We start from the raw sequence: 16,896 nt of genomic DNA, 5'->3' as shown, positions 1-16,896 counted from the left end.
AATTTAAATCATGCCACTTGCAGAGTCAAAGAGATTGCGAGCAAAGCGGCATTTTTTGCGATTTATTTACTTTTGCGCTACTTAATAACTCATACCTTGGCCTATCTTTAGAAAAAGTAGCTATGGCATAGCTTTTCATTTCTTCTAGGCTGAGGGCGTGCAGTGCCTCTAGCAGGCGTTTTTGCATATGAAAGTCATGATCTTTATTGCCTATTGCAAGCCAAAAGCGCTGTGAGCGTAACCGTAAGTTTTTATCTTTTTCAGCAATATGAGTTGTCAAACCTTGTTTATGCTGCTGCCATGTTGTTTCATCCAGAGAGTCTAGGTTAGCAATAAACTGGCTTACAAAATGATTATGCCTGTGCAGTAGAGTCTGAGCTTCAAATTTTGGTGATTGAATATAAAAAGCAATACCGGCGCGGGTGTTAAATGGTGCATAACCAGAGCCAACTAAGTAACCTAGCTGTTGTGTGGTTCTCAGCTCGTTAAAATAGTCTTGGTTAATTATATGATTAAGTGCCATTAATTTAACTTTTTCATCCACTTCTGCACTTTGTGCTTGGTAGTAAATGACCATAGCGTTATCACTGCATGGCAGTTCAAGTTCGCAGCGAGTCACTTGGTCTATCTCGTACAGCGGGCGTGTTAAATCTTCAATAGCCGTGGCATTTTTTAAATGCTCAGCCACTTTTTTATGAAATACTTTCGCGTCTGTTTGTTGCCAATTACCGTGTAAAAACGACTCAACATGTAAGGCTTTAAAAAAATCGGCTCTAAATTCGTTAAATTGCTGAAAACATGTATTTTTAAGTGCAGTGGCTAACTCGTCGGGTTGTGGGTTCCATGGCATTATTTTGGCACCTAACACGCTAAATAATTCACTCACCGGTTTATTTTGGTTGCTGTTACGCCAGTGCCTTACCAGTTGCTTTTTGTATTCGGCAAAGCGGCGTGCGCAAATATCAACATTAAATAGCGCATCAAGTAATTGCTCCACCAACTCTAGCTGACTAGTCGATAGCCCAGCGGTGTGCAACGTAAGCCCGCCTTGATGAGAGGTTAAATGATAACTTAAACCTGCCAATTCTGCGGGGTAAAACTGCTCGCCAACACTGTCCATAAATAAGTCACTAAAAAGGCGCGTTAATGCCATGTGCTTTACATCTTTTACTGCAAAGTGCGAGTCCATTGCTAAATAAAAATGACCTTTGGCCACTCTAAAGGTGTTGTCTTGTTTAAACCAGAAGTCAAACCCTGGCTCTTTAACTAATAGTAAAGGCTTGGTTTGTGGTTTTTCGACTTTGTATAACACCACTTCTTTTGTTAAATAGGGGTTTGCTGTGGGCAGCAGCATAGTGCTCAGCGGTTTATTTATATGCGCAAGCGACTCCAGCCAATGCGGCGAAATTGGCTCAACTTTGTAAGGGGTGTTGTACCACGCGGTGGTGTGCTCTGCCTCTACGCCTGGATGAATAAGTACTAAGCGCATATTATGCGGGGTAAGCCATTGCATCGCCATTTCGTGAGTGGCTTTATTAAAGCCCTCCATTAAGTAATCGCCTTGCACATAGTTAGCTTCGTCGTAGTGTTGCATATTAATGCTTAGGTTACTTACCCAATCTATTAAGCGCGATTTTTCTTGGTTATCAAACGCAATTTGTAACAGGTTTTTTTTATCTTGATACAGGCGCGGTAGTTTGTCGGTGTTATCGTTGATTAGGCAAATATACTCAAACACAATTTCTATTATGTCTTCAAAGTATTCAATGCCTTCATCGGTAAGCGCCATGCTAATGTTAAAATCTTTAAAGTTACTGCCATTTATACCGCCGCCGGCAGAAAGTGCGTTAATCCACCCTTGCTCTTTTAAAATTGAGTACAACGAGCCTGCGCCTTCGTAGCCGAGTAAATGGGCTATAAAGCTGACGGTTTTGTGGCGATAAAAGTCATCGATATTTGGCATAGCAAAACTAATAATGAGTTTTTGCATGTGCTTGTGTGGTTCAATGTGCAGTACTTTGCCAATATCTTGCGCGCGATATAATGGCTCCTCAATAGGGGCTTTGAGCGCACCTTTATGGCCATTAATGCCACTAAAATAGCGATGTGTCCACCGCGCGAGTGTATCAAGCGGTTCGTTGGCACAAATTACCAGTGTCATCCACTGCGCTTGATAGTGCTTATTAAAAAAATCTCTTAACTCGTCACTTATGCAGCGCTCTCTATCGGCGAGGGTATGTAAATTACCCACCGAAAATTTAGCAAAGGGGTGGGCTGGGTTTACGGTTTCTTTATGAGCCTGATAAATACGACGCCCATCATCTTTTATTTTTAATTTAAACTCAGCCTCTATGGCATTACGTTCTTTTTCGGTTTCCGCTGGGTTTAATAATGGGGCAATAAAAAAACGGCTAAATTGCGCAAGGGCTTTTTCAATGGCTTGATTATTAATATCAAAGTAATAGCACGTGTGCTCAGTGCCGGTCCAGGCGTTGGTGTTTCCGCCAGATTGAGACACAAAATTATTAAAGCTTCCAGAATCAGGGTATTGGTCGGTACCTAAAAAAAGCATATGCTCTAAAAAGTGTGCAAGGCCTTGCCTGTCAAGGGGGTCATCAAAATGGCCAGCGTTAACCGCCATAGAAGCAGCGGCTTTAGTTGAATCTTTATCTTGCACTAATAATACTTTTAGCCCATTGTCGAGTGTAATGGCGCGGTATGCTCTGTTATCATTGCGGCTGATATTCAAATGATGCTCCTGAAACTAGACGTTTACTTGTTAACAACAGATGATAGCTTCAGGACAGCGAAAAAATAGCGAAAAGATTTACCTGAATATCATGAGAGAATTATTCTTTGGAATAATAGTTAATATAGCGGACAAATGGGCAAACTGGCTACTGTTTTATATTCATTAATCGGTTGATTTTTTATGAAAACAATCTTAATTATGCGCCACGGCGAAGCGACACCGATGCAAGCTAACGACGCAGCAAGAAACCTAACACCGAAAGGCCATGCAGAAGCAGAAAAAATGGGCTTATGGCTACACAAACACTTTTCTGTTGATGCGTTATTGGTAAGTCCTTACTCGCGCGCGCAGCAAACGGCTAAAGAAGTTGAAAAAAACAATGTATTTAAATTTAGTGAAACCTGTAGCGACATAATCCCCGAGGGAAAGCCACAAATAGCAGCTGATTATTTAGAAACACTTATTGCCATGCATCCTCAGTGTAATACCTGGTTAGTGGTCGCCCATATGCCTATTGTGAGCTATATGGTTGATCAGCTCAGCCCGGGTAATATGCCTATTTTTAACACCGCAGCAGTTGCTGTAATTCAGTATGACGAAACATCACAGCGCAGTGAATATGTAAATATTAACGCGCCTGCCAACATATAGAGAAAAGAGATAACAATGAGTATAGAACGCCTTGAAACGGGTGCGCGCATGAGCCGTATAGTTAAACATAATGGAACCGTTTATTTATGCGGACAAGTATGCAGCGATGCAGAGCAAAACATTACAGAGCAAACGCAAACTATGCTCGACAAAGTAGAGGCCTTACTTGAGCAGGCGGGGAGTTCTAAAAAGCATATGCTAAGCGCAACTATTTACGTTAAGAGCATGGAATATTTTGCCGATATGAATGCTGTATGGGATGCGTGGGTGCCAGAAGGTTATGCACCAGCACGCGCCTGTGTTGAAGCTAAAATGGCGCGTGATGCGCTATTGGTTGAAATTTCGGTAGTGGCCGCACTTAAATAAGCGATTTTATAAAAGCACTGCAAGCCAAAACGAAAAGCTTACAACACTAAGCACCGTTGAAAGCACCACTGCACCGGCGAGCGTAACTTGATGCGTATTTAATTGGCTTGCAATTAAATACGCATTAACGCCAACAGGCGAGGCGCTCAGCAATACCAGTACGTTACGAATTTGCGTATCTAGTACAAACACCCACGTAGCTGCTACACATACAGCAGCAGGCAAAATCAGTATTTTTAACAGTGAAGAAATAAGGGCCGGCTGCCAATTTGCTGCCACCTTATAAAACACCAAATTAGCGCCTAACACAAATAAAGCACATGCAATAGCAGGGCTGGCGAGTAGCTCTAAGGCATTGGCTAAATTCGCAAATAATGTAATTCCCGACACATTTAAAAGTAATCCACAGCCAATACTTAACACTATAGGGTTAAGGACCATGTTTTTAGCAAATTTTGCCCACGAGAAGTCAGCTGTGTTTCCTTTCGCGCCTATTAAATAAGTTAACGCAAAAAGCAGCGTGCTATGAAATGTGATGATCATAAAGGCGATAGCAATCATGTCTTTGCCAAGTGAAGCAATAACAATGGGTATACCCACTAACACCATATTTGAATAACTACCGGCAAGACCAAAAACACTATGCTGTTGATAATTTCCAGCATTGGCTTGTTTAGTTAAATAGTACCTATCAATAAGTATGCCCAAAGCAAATACCGCTAATACAGGAATATAAAAGCTTAAAAATGCTTCGAGGCTAATACTTTGATGCAAATTTATTTGCGACATATTGAGCATTAAGAAGGCGGGTAAGCTCACATAAAAAGTAAATTTACTTAAACCGGCAATATGCTGCTGATTAAAAAACTTAAAATAACAACAGGTGTAGCCCAGTGCGACAATAAAAATTAAGGGAAAAAGAATCGAAAAAATTTGCACGTATTCTTCCTTTAATTAGCGTCTAAACTCATCGCTTTGTGGTAAATCAATTAAAATCAGCACGGCACCGCGTCCGCCGTATTCTAGCGGTGCTTGATGCATGGCAATTACATCGGGGTGCTGTACCAAATACTGCGGTACTTTGTGTTTTAAAACACGCTCGCCAATGCCATGCACTATGCACGCGCAGTAATAATGCTGTTTTTTGCACTCGTGAATAAGTCCCGCAAGTTCATCTTTTGCACGTTCTTTATTAAGCCCGTGCAGGTCGAGTGTTAAATCGGGCGCATAGTCGCCGCGTCGCAACTGTTTTGCTAAAAAAGAGTCGTGGCCATTTTGCACGTAATTAATGGTGCTATTTGTGTCTATATCGGGAATATATTCGTCAGAGAAGAAAAATTCAGACTCAACCTGCTTTTTTTGCTGGGCAAATTGCTTCGCTTGTGACACCTTAGGTTTTGTATCAAACCTATGGGTATCTTGTTTAAACACCTTAGCGCCTGTAATTGTTTGGCGAAAAAGGTCAATGTCGTCATTGCTTAGGGACGATTGTGATGAGATGTCTTTTTTCATAAATTTTACCTAAACAAAAAAACGTAAAAACGCAGCGCAAAAGGCGGTACAATATAAAGGTGAGGGGCAATTGTAATTTGCTCAGCACAGTTAGGCAATGCAATCGTCGCAAAGACTCAAAACAGTCAGTTAGCTAAAACAGGTAAAAAATATGAGTGATTTACAAATAGAAGAAGCAACACTTGATGAAGCTGTTGCAGAACTGTCAACGTTACATGACTGGTTACGCTGGACTACAAGCCAATTTGCAAGTAGTGGAATATTTTTTGGACATGGCACAGATAACGCGTGGGATGAAGCAGTTAGCTTATTACTTCCCGCACTAAGTTTACCTATTGATGCCCCCAAAGAGTTAATGCATGCGCGGTTAACAAGCACAGAAAAAAACCGCCTAGCAGGGTTAATCGCAGAGCGTATAAACGACTGCACGCCGGTTCCTTATTTAACAAACATTGCTTGGTTTGCGGGCATGCCATTTTATGTTGATGAGCGTGTGCTTATTCCGCGCTCGCCATTTGCTGAACTTATTGCTAATAAGTTTTCACCGTGGCTTGAGCAGCCGCAAAGCGTTAACCGTATTTTAGATTTATGCACAGGCTCTGCTTGTATTGCTATTGCGCTTGCTCAGGCGTTTGAAACGGCGCAAGTAGATGCGGTTGATATTTCGTATGAAGCGCTTGAAGTAGCAGATATAAATATAAACGACTATATGCTAAGTGACCGTGTACTGCCTATTCAGTCAGATGTATTTAGTGGTGTACCAGGGCAAAAGTATGACCTAATAGTAGCTAATCCTCCGTATGTTGATGCTGAGGACATGGCTGATTTACCACGAGAATTTCATCATGAGCCTGAGCTTGGTTTAGCATCTGGGCATGATGGCTTAGACGTTACCCGTACTATTTTAGAGCATGCTAGCAATCATCTAACTGATAACGGTTTGTTATTTGTAGAAGTTGGTAACTCTATGGTACATATGGATGCTTTGTATCCGGGTGCACCATTTGAGTGGGTTGAGTTTGAGCAAGGCGGCTTAGGTGTATTTGTAATAAGCAAAGCGCAGCTTGATACGTATTTTGCAAAATAAATTTTAGGCCGAGCGTATGCTCGGCAACTTTTGTAGTCATTAGGAATGAGGAAAGTTAATGGCAGGTAATAGCATAGGGCAGTTGTTTAAAGTGTCCACCTTTGGTGAGAGCCACGGCGTTGCCCTAGGCGGTGTTGTAGATGGTACTCCCGCAGGCCTTGAGATCACAGAGGCTGACTTACAAATTGATTTAGACCGTCGTAAACCTGGGCAAAGCCGCTATACAACGCAGCGCCGTGAAGACGATCAAATAAAAATTCTTTCAGGCGTTTTTGAAGGTAAAACCACAGGCACAAGCATTGGTTTACTTATCGAAAATACCGATCAGCGCTCAAAAGACTACGGTAAAATTAAAGATGTGTTTCGCCCAGGTCATGGCGATTACACTTACTGGCACAAATACGGCCTGCGCGATTATCGCGGCGGTGGTCGCTCTTCTGCGCGTGAAACCGCAATTCGTGTAGCGGCAGGCGCAATTGCTAAAAAATACCTAAAGCAGTTTCATGGTATTGAAGTAAAAGCATGTTTAAGCCAACTTGGGCCAATAAAAGCCGAAAGCTACGACTGGGATGAAGTTGAAAACAACTTATTCTTTTTCCCTGATGCAAGTAAGCTAGAAGCGCTTGATGAGTACATGCGAGACCTTAAAAAGCAAGGTGACTCAGTGGGCGCTAAAGTAAAAGTAGTGGCTAGCAACGTACCGGTAGGATTAGGCGAGCCTGTATTTGATAGGCTAGATGCTGAGATTGCGCATTCACTAATGAGCATTAATGCCGTTAAAGGTGTAGAAATTGGCGATGGCTTTGATGTGGTAGAGCAAAAAGGCTCAGAGCATCGTGATGAATTAACCCCAGAAGGCTTTACCTCAAACCACGCGGGTGGCGTACTTGCTGGTATTTCTACAGGGCAAGATATTATTGCCTCTATTGCGCTTAAGCCTACATCAAGTATCACTATTCCAGGTAAAAGCATTAATACTGAAAACGAAGCCGTAGAGATGATCACCAAAGGTCGTCATGACCCGTGCGTTGGTATTCGTGCAATCCCTATTGCTGAGGCAATGATGGCTATTACCTTAATGGACCATTTACTGCGTCAACGCGGTCAAAACCCACATGTTAACCACGAACATGGGCCAATTAACGGCTCTGTTTAACCGTTAATATTTTAAAAAAGCGCGGAGTACCGCGTTTTTTTGCGCCTGTAATTTGCTTTTAAGCCTTTCAGGGGTTGTTCAAGTTTGCGCTATATACTGTTTTAAGGAGGAGAGTAATCATGAACGATAATAAGCACGATAACACACACCTTGAAACTCAAGCTGCTATAGCAAGGCTAGAGCGCTTTAGTAAGCTTACAGACAGCAGCATTGGCATTCCTTTTACTAAATTTAATATTGGCCTAGAGGCTGTGATTGGTTTAATACCCGTTATAGGTGATGCCGCAGGGCTTATTTTATCAAGCTATGTACTGGTAGAGGCGCAGCGTTTGGGCGTAAGTAAACGCATAAAAACGAAGATGATCATTAATATGTTGATTGATTTTGTAGGCGGCTTAGTTCCATTTTTTGGCGATATATTTGATGCTTTTTTTAAAGCCAACACCCGCAATACCCGTTTATTAAAAAAACATTTAAATACGCAGTTAGCTAATTGATAGTAATACTGTTTATTTTAGAGGCTTTAAATTTAGCTTTAAGAATAAAAAACAAAGTGTTGTTGGTTGTTTAATCACCTAGTAAGGTAGGGAAGCCTATTCACTTTGGTATATACAAAATGCAATTATTTATCGGTAATAAAAACTATTCTAGCTGGTCATTACGCGCATGGTATTTAATGAGTAAATTTGATGTCCCGTTTGACGAAACTCAGCTTGTGCTCGACACCAGTGACTTTTACGACGAACTAATACAACACTTCCACGTTCAAAAAGTGCCGGCGTTAATTGATGGTGATTTGCAAGTGTGGGACTCGCTCGCAATTTGTGAATATATTAACGATGCCCATTTATCGGGAGCAGGGTGGCCTAAATATATTACTCAGCGAGCTACAGCGCGCGCATTAAGCGCTGAAATGCATGCAGGCTTTATGGCACTGAGAAACGAAATGCCGATGAATATAAGATCCACACGTAAAGTAACGCTTTCAAGTGCTGCACTAAAAGATATTCAACGTATTGATGAGATATTTTCCCAGCAGCAAGATATGTTTCCTAATGAATGGTTTTTTGGCGACTTTAGTATTGCCGATGCGATGTACGCCCCCGTTGTACTTCGTTTAAAAACGTATCAGATTACCTTATCCCCAGCGGCGCAGCAGTATTGTGATTTTGTGATGCGTTGCCCTGTTTTGCAAAAGTGGATAACCCAAGCACTTACAGAAACCGATATAGTGCAGTGCGATGAGGCGGGAGTAGAGGTATAACTCGCTCATCACTTTTACTTTAAAGGTAAAAGCCCGTACAATTCGTCTCGTTTTTAGTGCGCTAATTTTGCGCTGTAACCGAGACGAATTAATCAGTTTTTATGCATCATATAGCCGATCTTATATCTATTTTCGATAGTGTTTTTTATCAAAGCCATAACACTCGCTTAGTAAAAGGCGATGATGAGCCTGTTTATCTACCTGCCAATAATACCCATGGTTTTAATCAAATTGTATTTGCCCACGGCTTTTACGCCAGTGCCCTACATGAAATAGCGCATTGGTTAGTGGCTGGCAATAAACGCAGAGAGCTTGAAGATTATGGGTATTGGTACTGCCCAGATGGGCGAGATAAACACCAGCAAGCTGAATTTGAAAACGTAGAAATAAAACCACAAGCCATAGAGTGGCTGCTCAGCACCGCTGCTGGCTTTGATTTTAATGTGTCGGTAGATAACTTGAACGGTGAGCAAACTTGCCGGTTTGACTTTCAGGCGCGAGTACACCAGCAAGTATTAATGTTATTAGAGCAGGGAGTTAACGCACGTACCCATGCATTATTAAAAGCGTTAAGTGATTTTTATAAAACACCGTGGCCGTTAACCGCTCAACAATTTAATTGGCACCACCCTCAGGAGTTACAAAATGCAGTTTAAGTTAGGCTTAATTATTAACCCTGTTGCAGGACTTGGTGGCAGCGTTGCTTTAAAAGGCAGTGATGGCGAAAACACTGCTGCAAAGGCAATTGAGCTGGGTGCGCAAGCCAAAGCTAACAGCCGCACACAGGCTGCCCTAGAAGTACTTGTACCCTATAAAGAGCAGTTAACAATTTATACAGTAAATGGCGATATGGGCGAAAAAGCAGCACGCGCACTAGGCTTTAATGTTGAAGTAATTTATACCGCCAATACCGTAACAAGCGCCGATGATACAGAGGCTAGCGCTAAACTACTTAAAAATTTAGGCGTAGATTTAGTCCTGTTTGCTGGTGGCGATGGTACTGCGCGCAATATTTGTCATGCCATAGAAGATACCGTACCAGTGCTGGGTATACCTGCTGGCTGTAAAATTCACTCTGGCGTATATGCAATTACACCTAAAGCAGCAGGGCGCGTAGTAGAAATGCTAGTAAAAGGCGAGCTAGTTACACTTGCAGATGCCGATGTAATGGATATTGACGAAGAGGCGTTTAGGCAAGGCACCGTAAAAGCTAAGCGCTACGGTGAAATGCAAATACCAAGCGAAGTACGTTATGTACAAGCGGTTAAAAATGGTGGTAAAGAAACAGACGAATTAGTACTTGCCGACATTGCCGCGCATGTGGTGAGCGAAATGGATGAAGACACCTATTACATTATGGGTAGTGGCTCAACTGTTGAAGCAATAATGCAAGAAATGGGGCTGGATAATACTTTATTAGGCGTAGATTTAATTAAAGATCAAACCCTAGTTGCGCAAGACTTAACTGCTAAACAGCTACTTGAGTACACGCACGGGCAAGCTACTCAATTAGTTATTACATTAATAGGCGGGCAAGGCCATATTTTTGGTCGAGGGAATCAGCAGCTAAGCCCGGAGCTTATTCGCACCATTGGCAAAGAAAACATTATTGTGGTGGCAACTAAAACCAAATTACACGCGTTGAACGGGCGTCCACTTATTTGTGACACCGGCGACAGCGCTTTAGATGATGAATTAACAGGTTACATTAAAGTAACCACCGGCTATAACGACCATATTATGTATGCTGTCGGTTATGAAAACCAGGAGAAGTAACACAATGAGTTTAGTGAATTATATTGATGCTGCGCAGCAATACTTTGATGATTTAGTGATTAAAGCAACAGATGATGAGCTGTTCGCTGGTGGTTACTTGCGCGGACATTACGACCTTGCAGTAGGCTATGCAGAAGTAGAAGAGCTGACAATCTCTATTGATGAGCTCAACGAAACCGTGGAACAAAGCTTAGTAAAAGCATACCGCAATGGCGAGCTAAACGAAGAAGATAAAACCTTGGTTGTTAGGCTTTGGGAAGAAGTGAAAGCCCTCGCTTAACCAATGTTTAGTTCACAATTATAAAAACGCGGCGACGATAACGAAGCCGCGTTTTTTTATGCTCTATTTGTGCCCATAATAGATTTATTAGTTAATTTACTGTTACACATTAATAGTATATTGTTACTTAAACCTATTTTGGGAGCTTTAAATGAACAATAATAATCAAGCTGCGGTACCTACTGGGTTAATCGCGCGTTTTTTAAACTTTGTGGAGCGAGTTGGTAACAAACTTCCCGATCCGGCGATTATTTTCTTATTCGCTATGTTACTTATTTGGTTGTGCTCGTGGTTACTGTCGGGGGTGAGCTTTGACGCGTTAGACCCACGGACAGGCCAAGCCATTGTTGTAAATAACCTATTAGAGGGCGACTCACTCGCCTCATTTTTATCTTCTATGGTAAAAACCTTTACAGGCTTTGCACCGCTAGGGGTGGTACTGGTTGCCATGTTAGGTGTGGGAGTGGCTGAGCACTCAGGTTATATCAATACAGGCCTTAAGCTAATGCTTAAAGTTACCCCAAGGCAACTGCTAACCCCTTCAGTCATTTTGGTAGCTATTGTAAGCCATACAGCAACCGATGCTGGCTACGTATTAGTGATCCCATTAGCGGGTGTTATTTTCTTTGCCGCAGGGCGACACCCATTAGCGGGTATTGCAGCCGCATTTGCTGGTGTGAGTGGTGGATTTGGCGCTAACTTTATTCCATCAGGAATAGACCCATTACTGCAAAGCTTTACCCAAAGTGCAGCGCAAATTATTAACCCCGATATGTCGATTAACCCCCTTAATAACTGGGCGTTCACTTCTGCCTCGAGTTTATTTATTGTGTTATTAGGCTGGTATATCACTGATAAAATAATAGAGCCTCGGTTAAAAAACACAGCACTTAATGAAGACACCCAAAACTTACCCGCGTTTGATGAAGCTAAAAGTGATGAAAAACGCGCTTTTTTTATAGCCAGTAGCGTAATGATTGCAGGACTTGCTTTACTTGCATTTGTATCCGCTCCTGCCGATTCAGCAATGCGCAATGCTGATGGCTCACTAACTAATTTTAGATCGCCCCTGATGCAATCTATCGTGCCTTTAATCTTTTTATTATTTTGGATACCCGGTGCCGTGTATGGTTTTACCGTTGGTACCTTTAAAACCTCAAAAGATATGATAGATGCGATGAGTACCGCGATGAGTGGCATGGCCTATTACATTGTAATGGCGTTCTTTTGTGCGTTGTTTATTGCTGCGTTTTCTAAGTCTAACTTAGGTGCATTAATGGCCATTGAAGGGGCGCAGCTTTTAAAAGCAATGGAGTTGCCCAGTGCGGTAACAGTTGTGGGTATTATATTTTTAACCGGCTTTGTAAACTTGTTCGTTGGCTCAAGCTCAGCAAAATGGGCATTACTGGGACCTATTTTTGTACCAATGTTAATGCAGCTAGGTATATCACCCGATTTAACCCAAGCGGCTTACAGAATCGGAGACTCTAGCTCAAACATTATTACCCCACTTATGCCGTATTTCCCATTGGTTGTGGTGTACTGCCAAAAGTACGTAAAAGATACTGGTATAGGCACGCTCATCTCGCTTATGATCCCTTACTCAATCGCGTTTATGATTGGCTGGAGTATTTTCTTGCTAGGGTATTGGGCACTCGGTATTCCGTTAGGGTTAGATGCGAGTTACGTTTATCCGGCGTTACCTTAACTTAAACTTTAATTTATGAACCTCACTCACTTGAGTGAGGTTTTTATATAAAATTGCTGCAATGTAAAAAGTAGTGTTAATTACCTTTCTAATTCTCTCACTATATAGCCAAACAAACTGGCCTCACCAACAATATACACATAATCGTTTTTGTTATTCATTATTGTAGACTTATCGTCGTACCATCTAAAGTCGTGTGTTTTGTTAGTTGTAGGGTCTTTAAAGTATAAACGAGTACAACTATCTTCATAATCAGACCCACATTCTTGTACATCAGTGAGGATATATTCCTTATACCAATAATCGCCTTGCGTGTAGTAAGCCCATAACTCAATGGGGGCAGAGAGTAAAAAATAGAGAGTTGCATAGATTAACAAAGGGAGTAATGGGTAGGTGAAGATTAATGATAACTTCATTTTTGTATCTGAAAAGCTATCTTTAAGGTGCTCTCTATAGTCACTGCAACGTCTATATTTTTTGATTACAAGTACTTGGAGATAGATAAATGATGCCCCGCAAAAAATAGGCAGCGCTATATAAAAAATAGCCTCATAAATTTTATTTTCGATAAATGGCGGATCGGTAAAATCCATTAACATAAGCATGGCAATGCTCAGTATTGGAAAGCTTATTATTGTTGCAAAGAGCAAGTTGTCATAATATTTTTTCAATTTTAATTCATCCGTGAATTATAGTTTTTTCTTAGTTTACAGAATTTTTATTTTTTACAAAAGCAGTGGCTTTAAAACAAAAAAACCTTGGCACTTTCGTGGCAAGGTTTTTTATAACGTAAGCTATAAAGCTTAGTTAGATGTGAAGCTCACAGGGCGACGTTCTTTACGAGGACCGCCACGCTTATCACCGCGTTGGTTGTCTTTGTTAAAGCTACGCTTTTTATCACCACTTGGGCGCTCAGCGCGTTCACCACGTGGCTCAGCTGGGCCTTGATCTTGTGTTAGTGTCATACCCATTGGGCGTTTACAAATAAACACTTTTTGGAAGTGATCAAGTACATCTTTAGGCATGTTTTGCGGTAATTGTACCGTACTGTGACTGTCGTGTAGACGAATGTCACCAATAAACTTGCTTGAGATATCAGCTTCGTTAGCAATCGCGCCAACAATGTTTTTAACCTGTACACCGTGCTCACGACCCACTTCGATACGGTAAGTATCCATAGGGCCTGCATCGCGGCTGTTACGCTCGCGAGGTTTACGCTCAGGGCGGTCACCACGTTCGTTACGACGACGGTCATTACGATCGCCACGCTCGTTACGTGTATTACGCTCGTTGCGAGGTTGAATCTTAACTTCTTCAACTTTAATTGGCGACTGTTGCTGTGCTAAACACAGTAATGCACCCGCTAGGTCTTCTAAAGATAAGTCTAGTTTTTGTGCCATGCTAGCAGCAACTTCATTGAAGAACGTAATGTCTTTGTTTTCAAGAGCAAGCGTAAGCTTTTCTTTTAACGCATTAATACGTTTTTCTTCAACTACTTTAGCTGTAGGTAGCTCAACTTGTGCAATTTCAGACTTAGTATGGCGAATAATATTTTTAAGCAAGTAACGTTCGTTATGCTTAACAAATAAAATTGCTTTACCAGTACGACCAGCACGACCTGTACGGCCGATACGGTGAACGTAGGCTTCTGAGTCTTGTGGAATATCGTAGTTGATAACTAAGCTTAAACGGTCTACATCAAGACCACGTGCTGCTACGTCTGTTGCAATAACAACGTTTAGCATACCGCTTTTTAAGCGATCTACCGTGCGTTCACGTGCTTGCTGGTTCATGTCACCATTAAGTGGCGCAGCAGAGAAACCTTCGCGCTCTAGTAACTCAGCAAGTTGCACAGTGTCGTTACGTGTACGTACGAAAACAATAGCACCTTCGTATTGCTCTGCTTCTAAGAAACGAACAATGGCTTTGTTTTTATGTACGTGTGCATTCCAAAACACTTGCTCAACAGATGATACAGTTGAGTTACGCGCAGAAATATGAACCTGTTCAGGGTTATTCATATATTTGCTGCTGATGTTTTGAATTTGCTTAGGCATGGTCGCAGAGAAAAGACATGTTTGCTTTTCGCGCGGTGTTTTTTCCATGATGTTTTCAACATCATCGATAAAGCCCATACGTAACATTTCATCGGCTTCATCAAGTACAAGTGCTTGTAAAGCATCAAACTTGATAGTGCCACGGTTTATGTGATCGATTAATCGACCCGGAGTAGCAACAATAATTTGTGCGCCACGACGAAGTGCGCTTAATTGAATGCTGTAGCTTTGGCCACCGTACAGTGCTAATACTTCAACACCACGAGTACCTTTTGCATATTGTTCAAATGCCTCAGCAACTTGGATCGCAAGCTCACGTGTAGGTGTGAGTACAAGGATCTGTGGCTGTTTCACAGACGGGTCAATATTGTTTAGTAACGGCAGTGCAAATGCTGCAGTTTTACCTGTACCCGTTTGTGCTAGTCCCAGTACGTCCTTTCTTTCTAGCAATAACGGTATACATTGAGCTTGGATTTCAGATGGTGTCTTGTAACCCAACTCTTCAACTGCCTTTAAAATTGCAGGAGAAAGATTTAGAGATTCAAACGTGACTGGTTCTGACATTAATACGCCTCAACGAATTTAAAGAGGCGCGCATTGTATAGGAAATACGAGGCAATTGCTTGTATAAATTACAACTAATTTGTATGTGGTTGATGTTGGTCGAAATTTAACCAGTTTAAATGTTTGATTTTTTAAACTGGTTAACAAGCTATATACAAAGCGTTATTTATATAGGCCTAGATTTTCTTTTGCGTAAGCTTCAAATTCAGTAAAACCACCAATGTGAGTTTGATCGACAAAAATTTGTGGCACAGTTGGGCATGGTTTTCCTGCAGACTTTTCTAAATCCGCTTTGCTAATGCCTTCTTTGATAATATCGATATAACGAAACTTAAAATCATCACGCTCATTTGATAGTTGCTCGGCAACGTCTTTAGCACGTACACAAAATGGGCAGCCTTCGCGGCCAAAAATTACTGTAAGCATAATACTCTCCTCAATTTAGTTGGGTTCATATTAAACGATTAATTAATAATTTAAAGCGCAAAAAATCGATTGGTTAATTCTGTTTTACTGTTAACTCGCTTAATTACTCATTTGCCATGCATTTTGAATTGCAATTTGCAAAAGCGCATTTATGTAAAGGATGTGTAATTTTTAAATCTAATGAATTCATCGTATTAGTAAAGGCGCTGCAAGTGGCATGTAAATTGATATTTAACTACAGAGCCATTCTTATTAGGAACGATGATGAGTAATAACAGCCATGTTTTAGAAATTATTCAAGGGGTAATTGCCCGCTTTTGCAAAGCAGATAACACAAATGTGGCAATTACACTCATCAACAAATTACAGTGTAATTATATTTGTTTACAGGTGTCTCCTGAGCAAATGATTATCCAGTGTGAAGCGTTTATTTTACCTTCGCTAAAAGCCGCTAAAAGCCATTTTGTGCTAACAGTAGAGGCCAATTTACAGGGTATTAATTTAAATTACTGGGTAGATTCGAATCCTGAAATGCACACCATTGATATACACGGTTTACTTGCAACCCGTGAGCCAATTTCATCGGTAGATACAAACAAAGAGTTTATTAGCGCAGCCAATAGTAAAGACGACTTAGAGCAAAGCATTCATTACCTAGTTAATTTAAGTGCGCAAAACTATGGTTTAAAACTCGCCGACAGCAGCCACACCAACGCTTTAAAAATTGAAGATGCGCGTCACCTATCTGCAGAGCAACTTGCGAGTAACTTTTTAAATAATGGGGCGTCTCAGAGTATAAAAATTTGCGCATTTGATGCGCTCAGTGAGCTGCAAAGCCATCACGCTATTTCTCAACCTGTATTGGCGTGGCCGTTTTTTGATACTGACTTAGTAAATGCGGTTAATAATTTAAATACCCACAGCAAATTATCTGTATTGGTTGCTGATGACAGCTTGCCAAGCCAAGTTGCGACCAAAGTCATGCTTGAAATGCTTGGTTGCGCAGTAACTTGTGCAGAAAATGGCTCAAGTGCCTTACTTATTGCCCAGCAAGAACCTTTCGATTTACTGCTGTTAGATGAGCGTATGCCAGGTATGTTTGGCAGTGATGTGGCTCAGCAGCTCATTAAACAAAACACCCCAAACGATAACACGCCAAAAGTTATTTTAACGGGCATTACTGAGGAGCAACAAATTGCTCAGTTGTTCGAAAAAGGGGTGACGCACTATCTTCAAAAACCGGTAACAAAAGCTGTATTAGAAGAGTTTATTAAGCCTTGGCAAGCTGCCTAAAGGC

17 protein-coding genes are annotated in these 16,896 nt (G+C 41.4%); 11 read left to right on the top strand and 6 right to left on the bottom strand.

Going from position 1 to position 16,896, the window contains the following annotated elements:
- Window positions 1–25 precede the first annotated feature (25 nt).
- On the bottom strand, window positions 26–2,749 hold the full coding sequence (locus tag MTF64_RS07685) for an insulinase family protein (protein ID WP_248451052.1): 2,724 nt from the start codon (window positions 2,747–2,749) through the stop codon (window positions 26–28).
- Between the two features lie 183 nt (window positions 2,750–2,932).
- Between MTF64_RS07685 and sixA the strand changes: the two genes are divergently transcribed.
- Window positions 2,933–3,403 (top strand): phosphohistidine phosphatase SixA, encoded by a 471-nt coding sequence (gene sixA, locus MTF64_RS07680; protein WP_248451051.1) that lies wholly within the window; start codon window positions 2,933–2,935, stop codon window positions 3,401–3,403.
- Window positions 3,404–3,418: 15 nt separating this feature from the next.
- Window positions 3,419–3,769: a RidA family protein gene (locus MTF64_RS07675; protein WP_004587297.1), complete on the top strand. Its 351-nt coding sequence runs from the start codon at window positions 3,419–3,421 to the stop codon at window positions 3,767–3,769.
- Between the two features lie 6 nt (window positions 3,770–3,775).
- Here MTF64_RS07675 and MTF64_RS07670 read toward each other — a convergent pair whose 3' ends face one another.
- Together MTF64_RS07670 and smrB are read right to left on the bottom strand one after the other, a co-directional pair.
- On the bottom strand, window positions 3,776–4,708 hold the full coding sequence (locus MTF64_RS07670) for an AEC family transporter (protein ID WP_248451050.1): 933 nt from the start codon (window positions 4,706–4,708) through the stop codon (window positions 3,776–3,778).
- A 15-nt stretch (window positions 4,709–4,723) separates the two neighbouring features.
- A complete protein-coding gene (smrB, locus tag MTF64_RS07665; RefSeq protein ID WP_121637189.1) occupies window positions 4,724–5,281 on the bottom strand; it encodes an endonuclease SmrB in 558 nt (185 codons plus the stop codon).
- A 151-nt stretch (window positions 5,282–5,432) separates the two neighbouring features.
- Here smrB and prmB point away from each other — a divergent pair, with 151 nt between their 5' ends.
- The 8 genes from prmB (at window position 5,433) to MTF64_RS07625 (ending at window position 12,552) form a co-directional block, all read left to right on the top strand.
- Entirely contained in the window at window positions 5,433–6,368 is a 936-nt protein-coding gene (gene prmB, locus MTF64_RS07660; protein WP_004587294.1) for a 50S ribosomal protein L3 N(5)-glutamine methyltransferase, read from the top strand.
- A 58-nt stretch (window positions 6,369–6,426) separates the two neighbouring features.
- On the top strand, window positions 6,427–7,524 hold the full coding sequence (gene aroC / locus MTF64_RS07655) for a chorismate synthase (RefSeq protein WP_024031890.1): 1,098 nt from the start codon (window positions 6,427–6,429) through the stop codon (window positions 7,522–7,524).
- 119 nt (window positions 7,525–7,643) lie between these two features.
- Complete coding sequence (locus MTF64_RS07650; protein WP_248451049.1) at window positions 7,644–8,021, top strand: DUF4112 domain-containing protein; 378 nt, start codon at window positions 7,644–7,646, stop codon at window positions 8,019–8,021.
- 119 nt (window positions 8,022–8,140) lie between these two features.
- A complete protein-coding gene (locus tag MTF64_RS07645) occupies window positions 8,141–8,788 on the top strand; it encodes a glutathione S-transferase family protein (RefSeq protein ID WP_248451048.1) in 648 nt (215 codons plus the stop codon).
- A gap of 101 nt (window positions 8,789–8,889) precedes the next feature.
- Window positions 8,890–9,444 carry an elongation factor P hydroxylase gene (locus MTF64_RS07640; RefSeq protein ID WP_055253038.1) on the top strand — a complete coding sequence of 185 codons (555 nt, stop codon included), beginning with the start codon at window positions 8,890–8,892 and terminating at the stop codon, window positions 9,442–9,444.
- Window positions 9,434–10,564, top strand: coding sequence for an ATP-NAD kinase family protein (locus tag MTF64_RS07635; protein ID WP_029773968.1), 1,131 nt, complete (start codon window positions 9,434–9,436; stop codon window positions 10,562–10,564). The genes MTF64_RS07640 and MTF64_RS07635 overlap by 11 nt, the downstream gene beginning before the upstream one ends.
- Before the next feature lie 4 nt (window positions 10,565–10,568).
- On the top strand, window positions 10,569–10,844 hold the full coding sequence (locus MTF64_RS07630) for a YfcL family protein (RefSeq protein WP_004587288.1): 276 nt from the start codon (window positions 10,569–10,571) through the stop codon (window positions 10,842–10,844).
- Window positions 10,845–10,995: 151 nt separating this feature from the next.
- On the top strand, window positions 10,996–12,552 hold the full coding sequence (locus MTF64_RS07625) for an AbgT family transporter (RefSeq protein ID WP_248451047.1): 1,557 nt from the start codon (window positions 10,996–10,998) through the stop codon (window positions 12,550–12,552).
- A gap of 80 nt (window positions 12,553–12,632) precedes the next feature.
- Here MTF64_RS07625 and MTF64_RS07620 read toward each other — a convergent pair whose 3' ends face one another.
- The 3 genes from MTF64_RS07620 to MTF64_RS07610 form a co-directional block, all read right to left on the bottom strand.
- Window positions 12,633–12,968, bottom strand: coding sequence for a hypothetical protein (locus MTF64_RS07620; protein ID WP_232510934.1), 336 nt, complete (start codon window positions 12,966–12,968; stop codon window positions 12,633–12,635).
- A 387-nt stretch (window positions 12,969–13,355) separates the two neighbouring features.
- Window positions 13,356–15,173: a DEAD/DEAH box helicase gene (locus tag MTF64_RS07615; protein WP_004587284.1), complete on the bottom strand. Its 1,818-nt coding sequence runs from the start codon at window positions 15,171–15,173 to the stop codon at window positions 13,356–13,358.
- Between the two features lie 162 nt (window positions 15,174–15,335).
- The gene (locus MTF64_RS07610) at window positions 15,336–15,599 is read right to left on the bottom strand and encodes a GrxA family glutaredoxin (RefSeq protein ID WP_004587283.1); all 264 of its coding nucleotides are present in this window, start codon (window positions 15,597–15,599) and stop codon (window positions 15,336–15,338) included.
- 261 nt (window positions 15,600–15,860) lie between these two features.
- On the opposite strand from MTF64_RS07610, the gene MTF64_RS07605 reads away from it, so the two are divergent.
- The gene (locus MTF64_RS07605; protein ID WP_248451046.1) at window positions 15,861–16,892 is read left to right on the top strand and encodes a response regulator; all 1,032 of its coding nucleotides are present in this window, start codon (window positions 15,861–15,863) and stop codon (window positions 16,890–16,892) included.
- The last annotated feature ends 4 nt before the right edge of the window (window positions 16,893–16,896 follow it).

The organism is Pseudoalteromonas sp. 2CM41L (genome assembly GCF_023161905.1).
Lineage (GTDB): Bacteria > Pseudomonadota > Gammaproteobacteria > Enterobacterales > Alteromonadaceae > Pseudoalteromonas > Pseudoalteromonas atlantica.
This window is presented reverse-complemented; position numbering and strand designations above follow the sequence as displayed.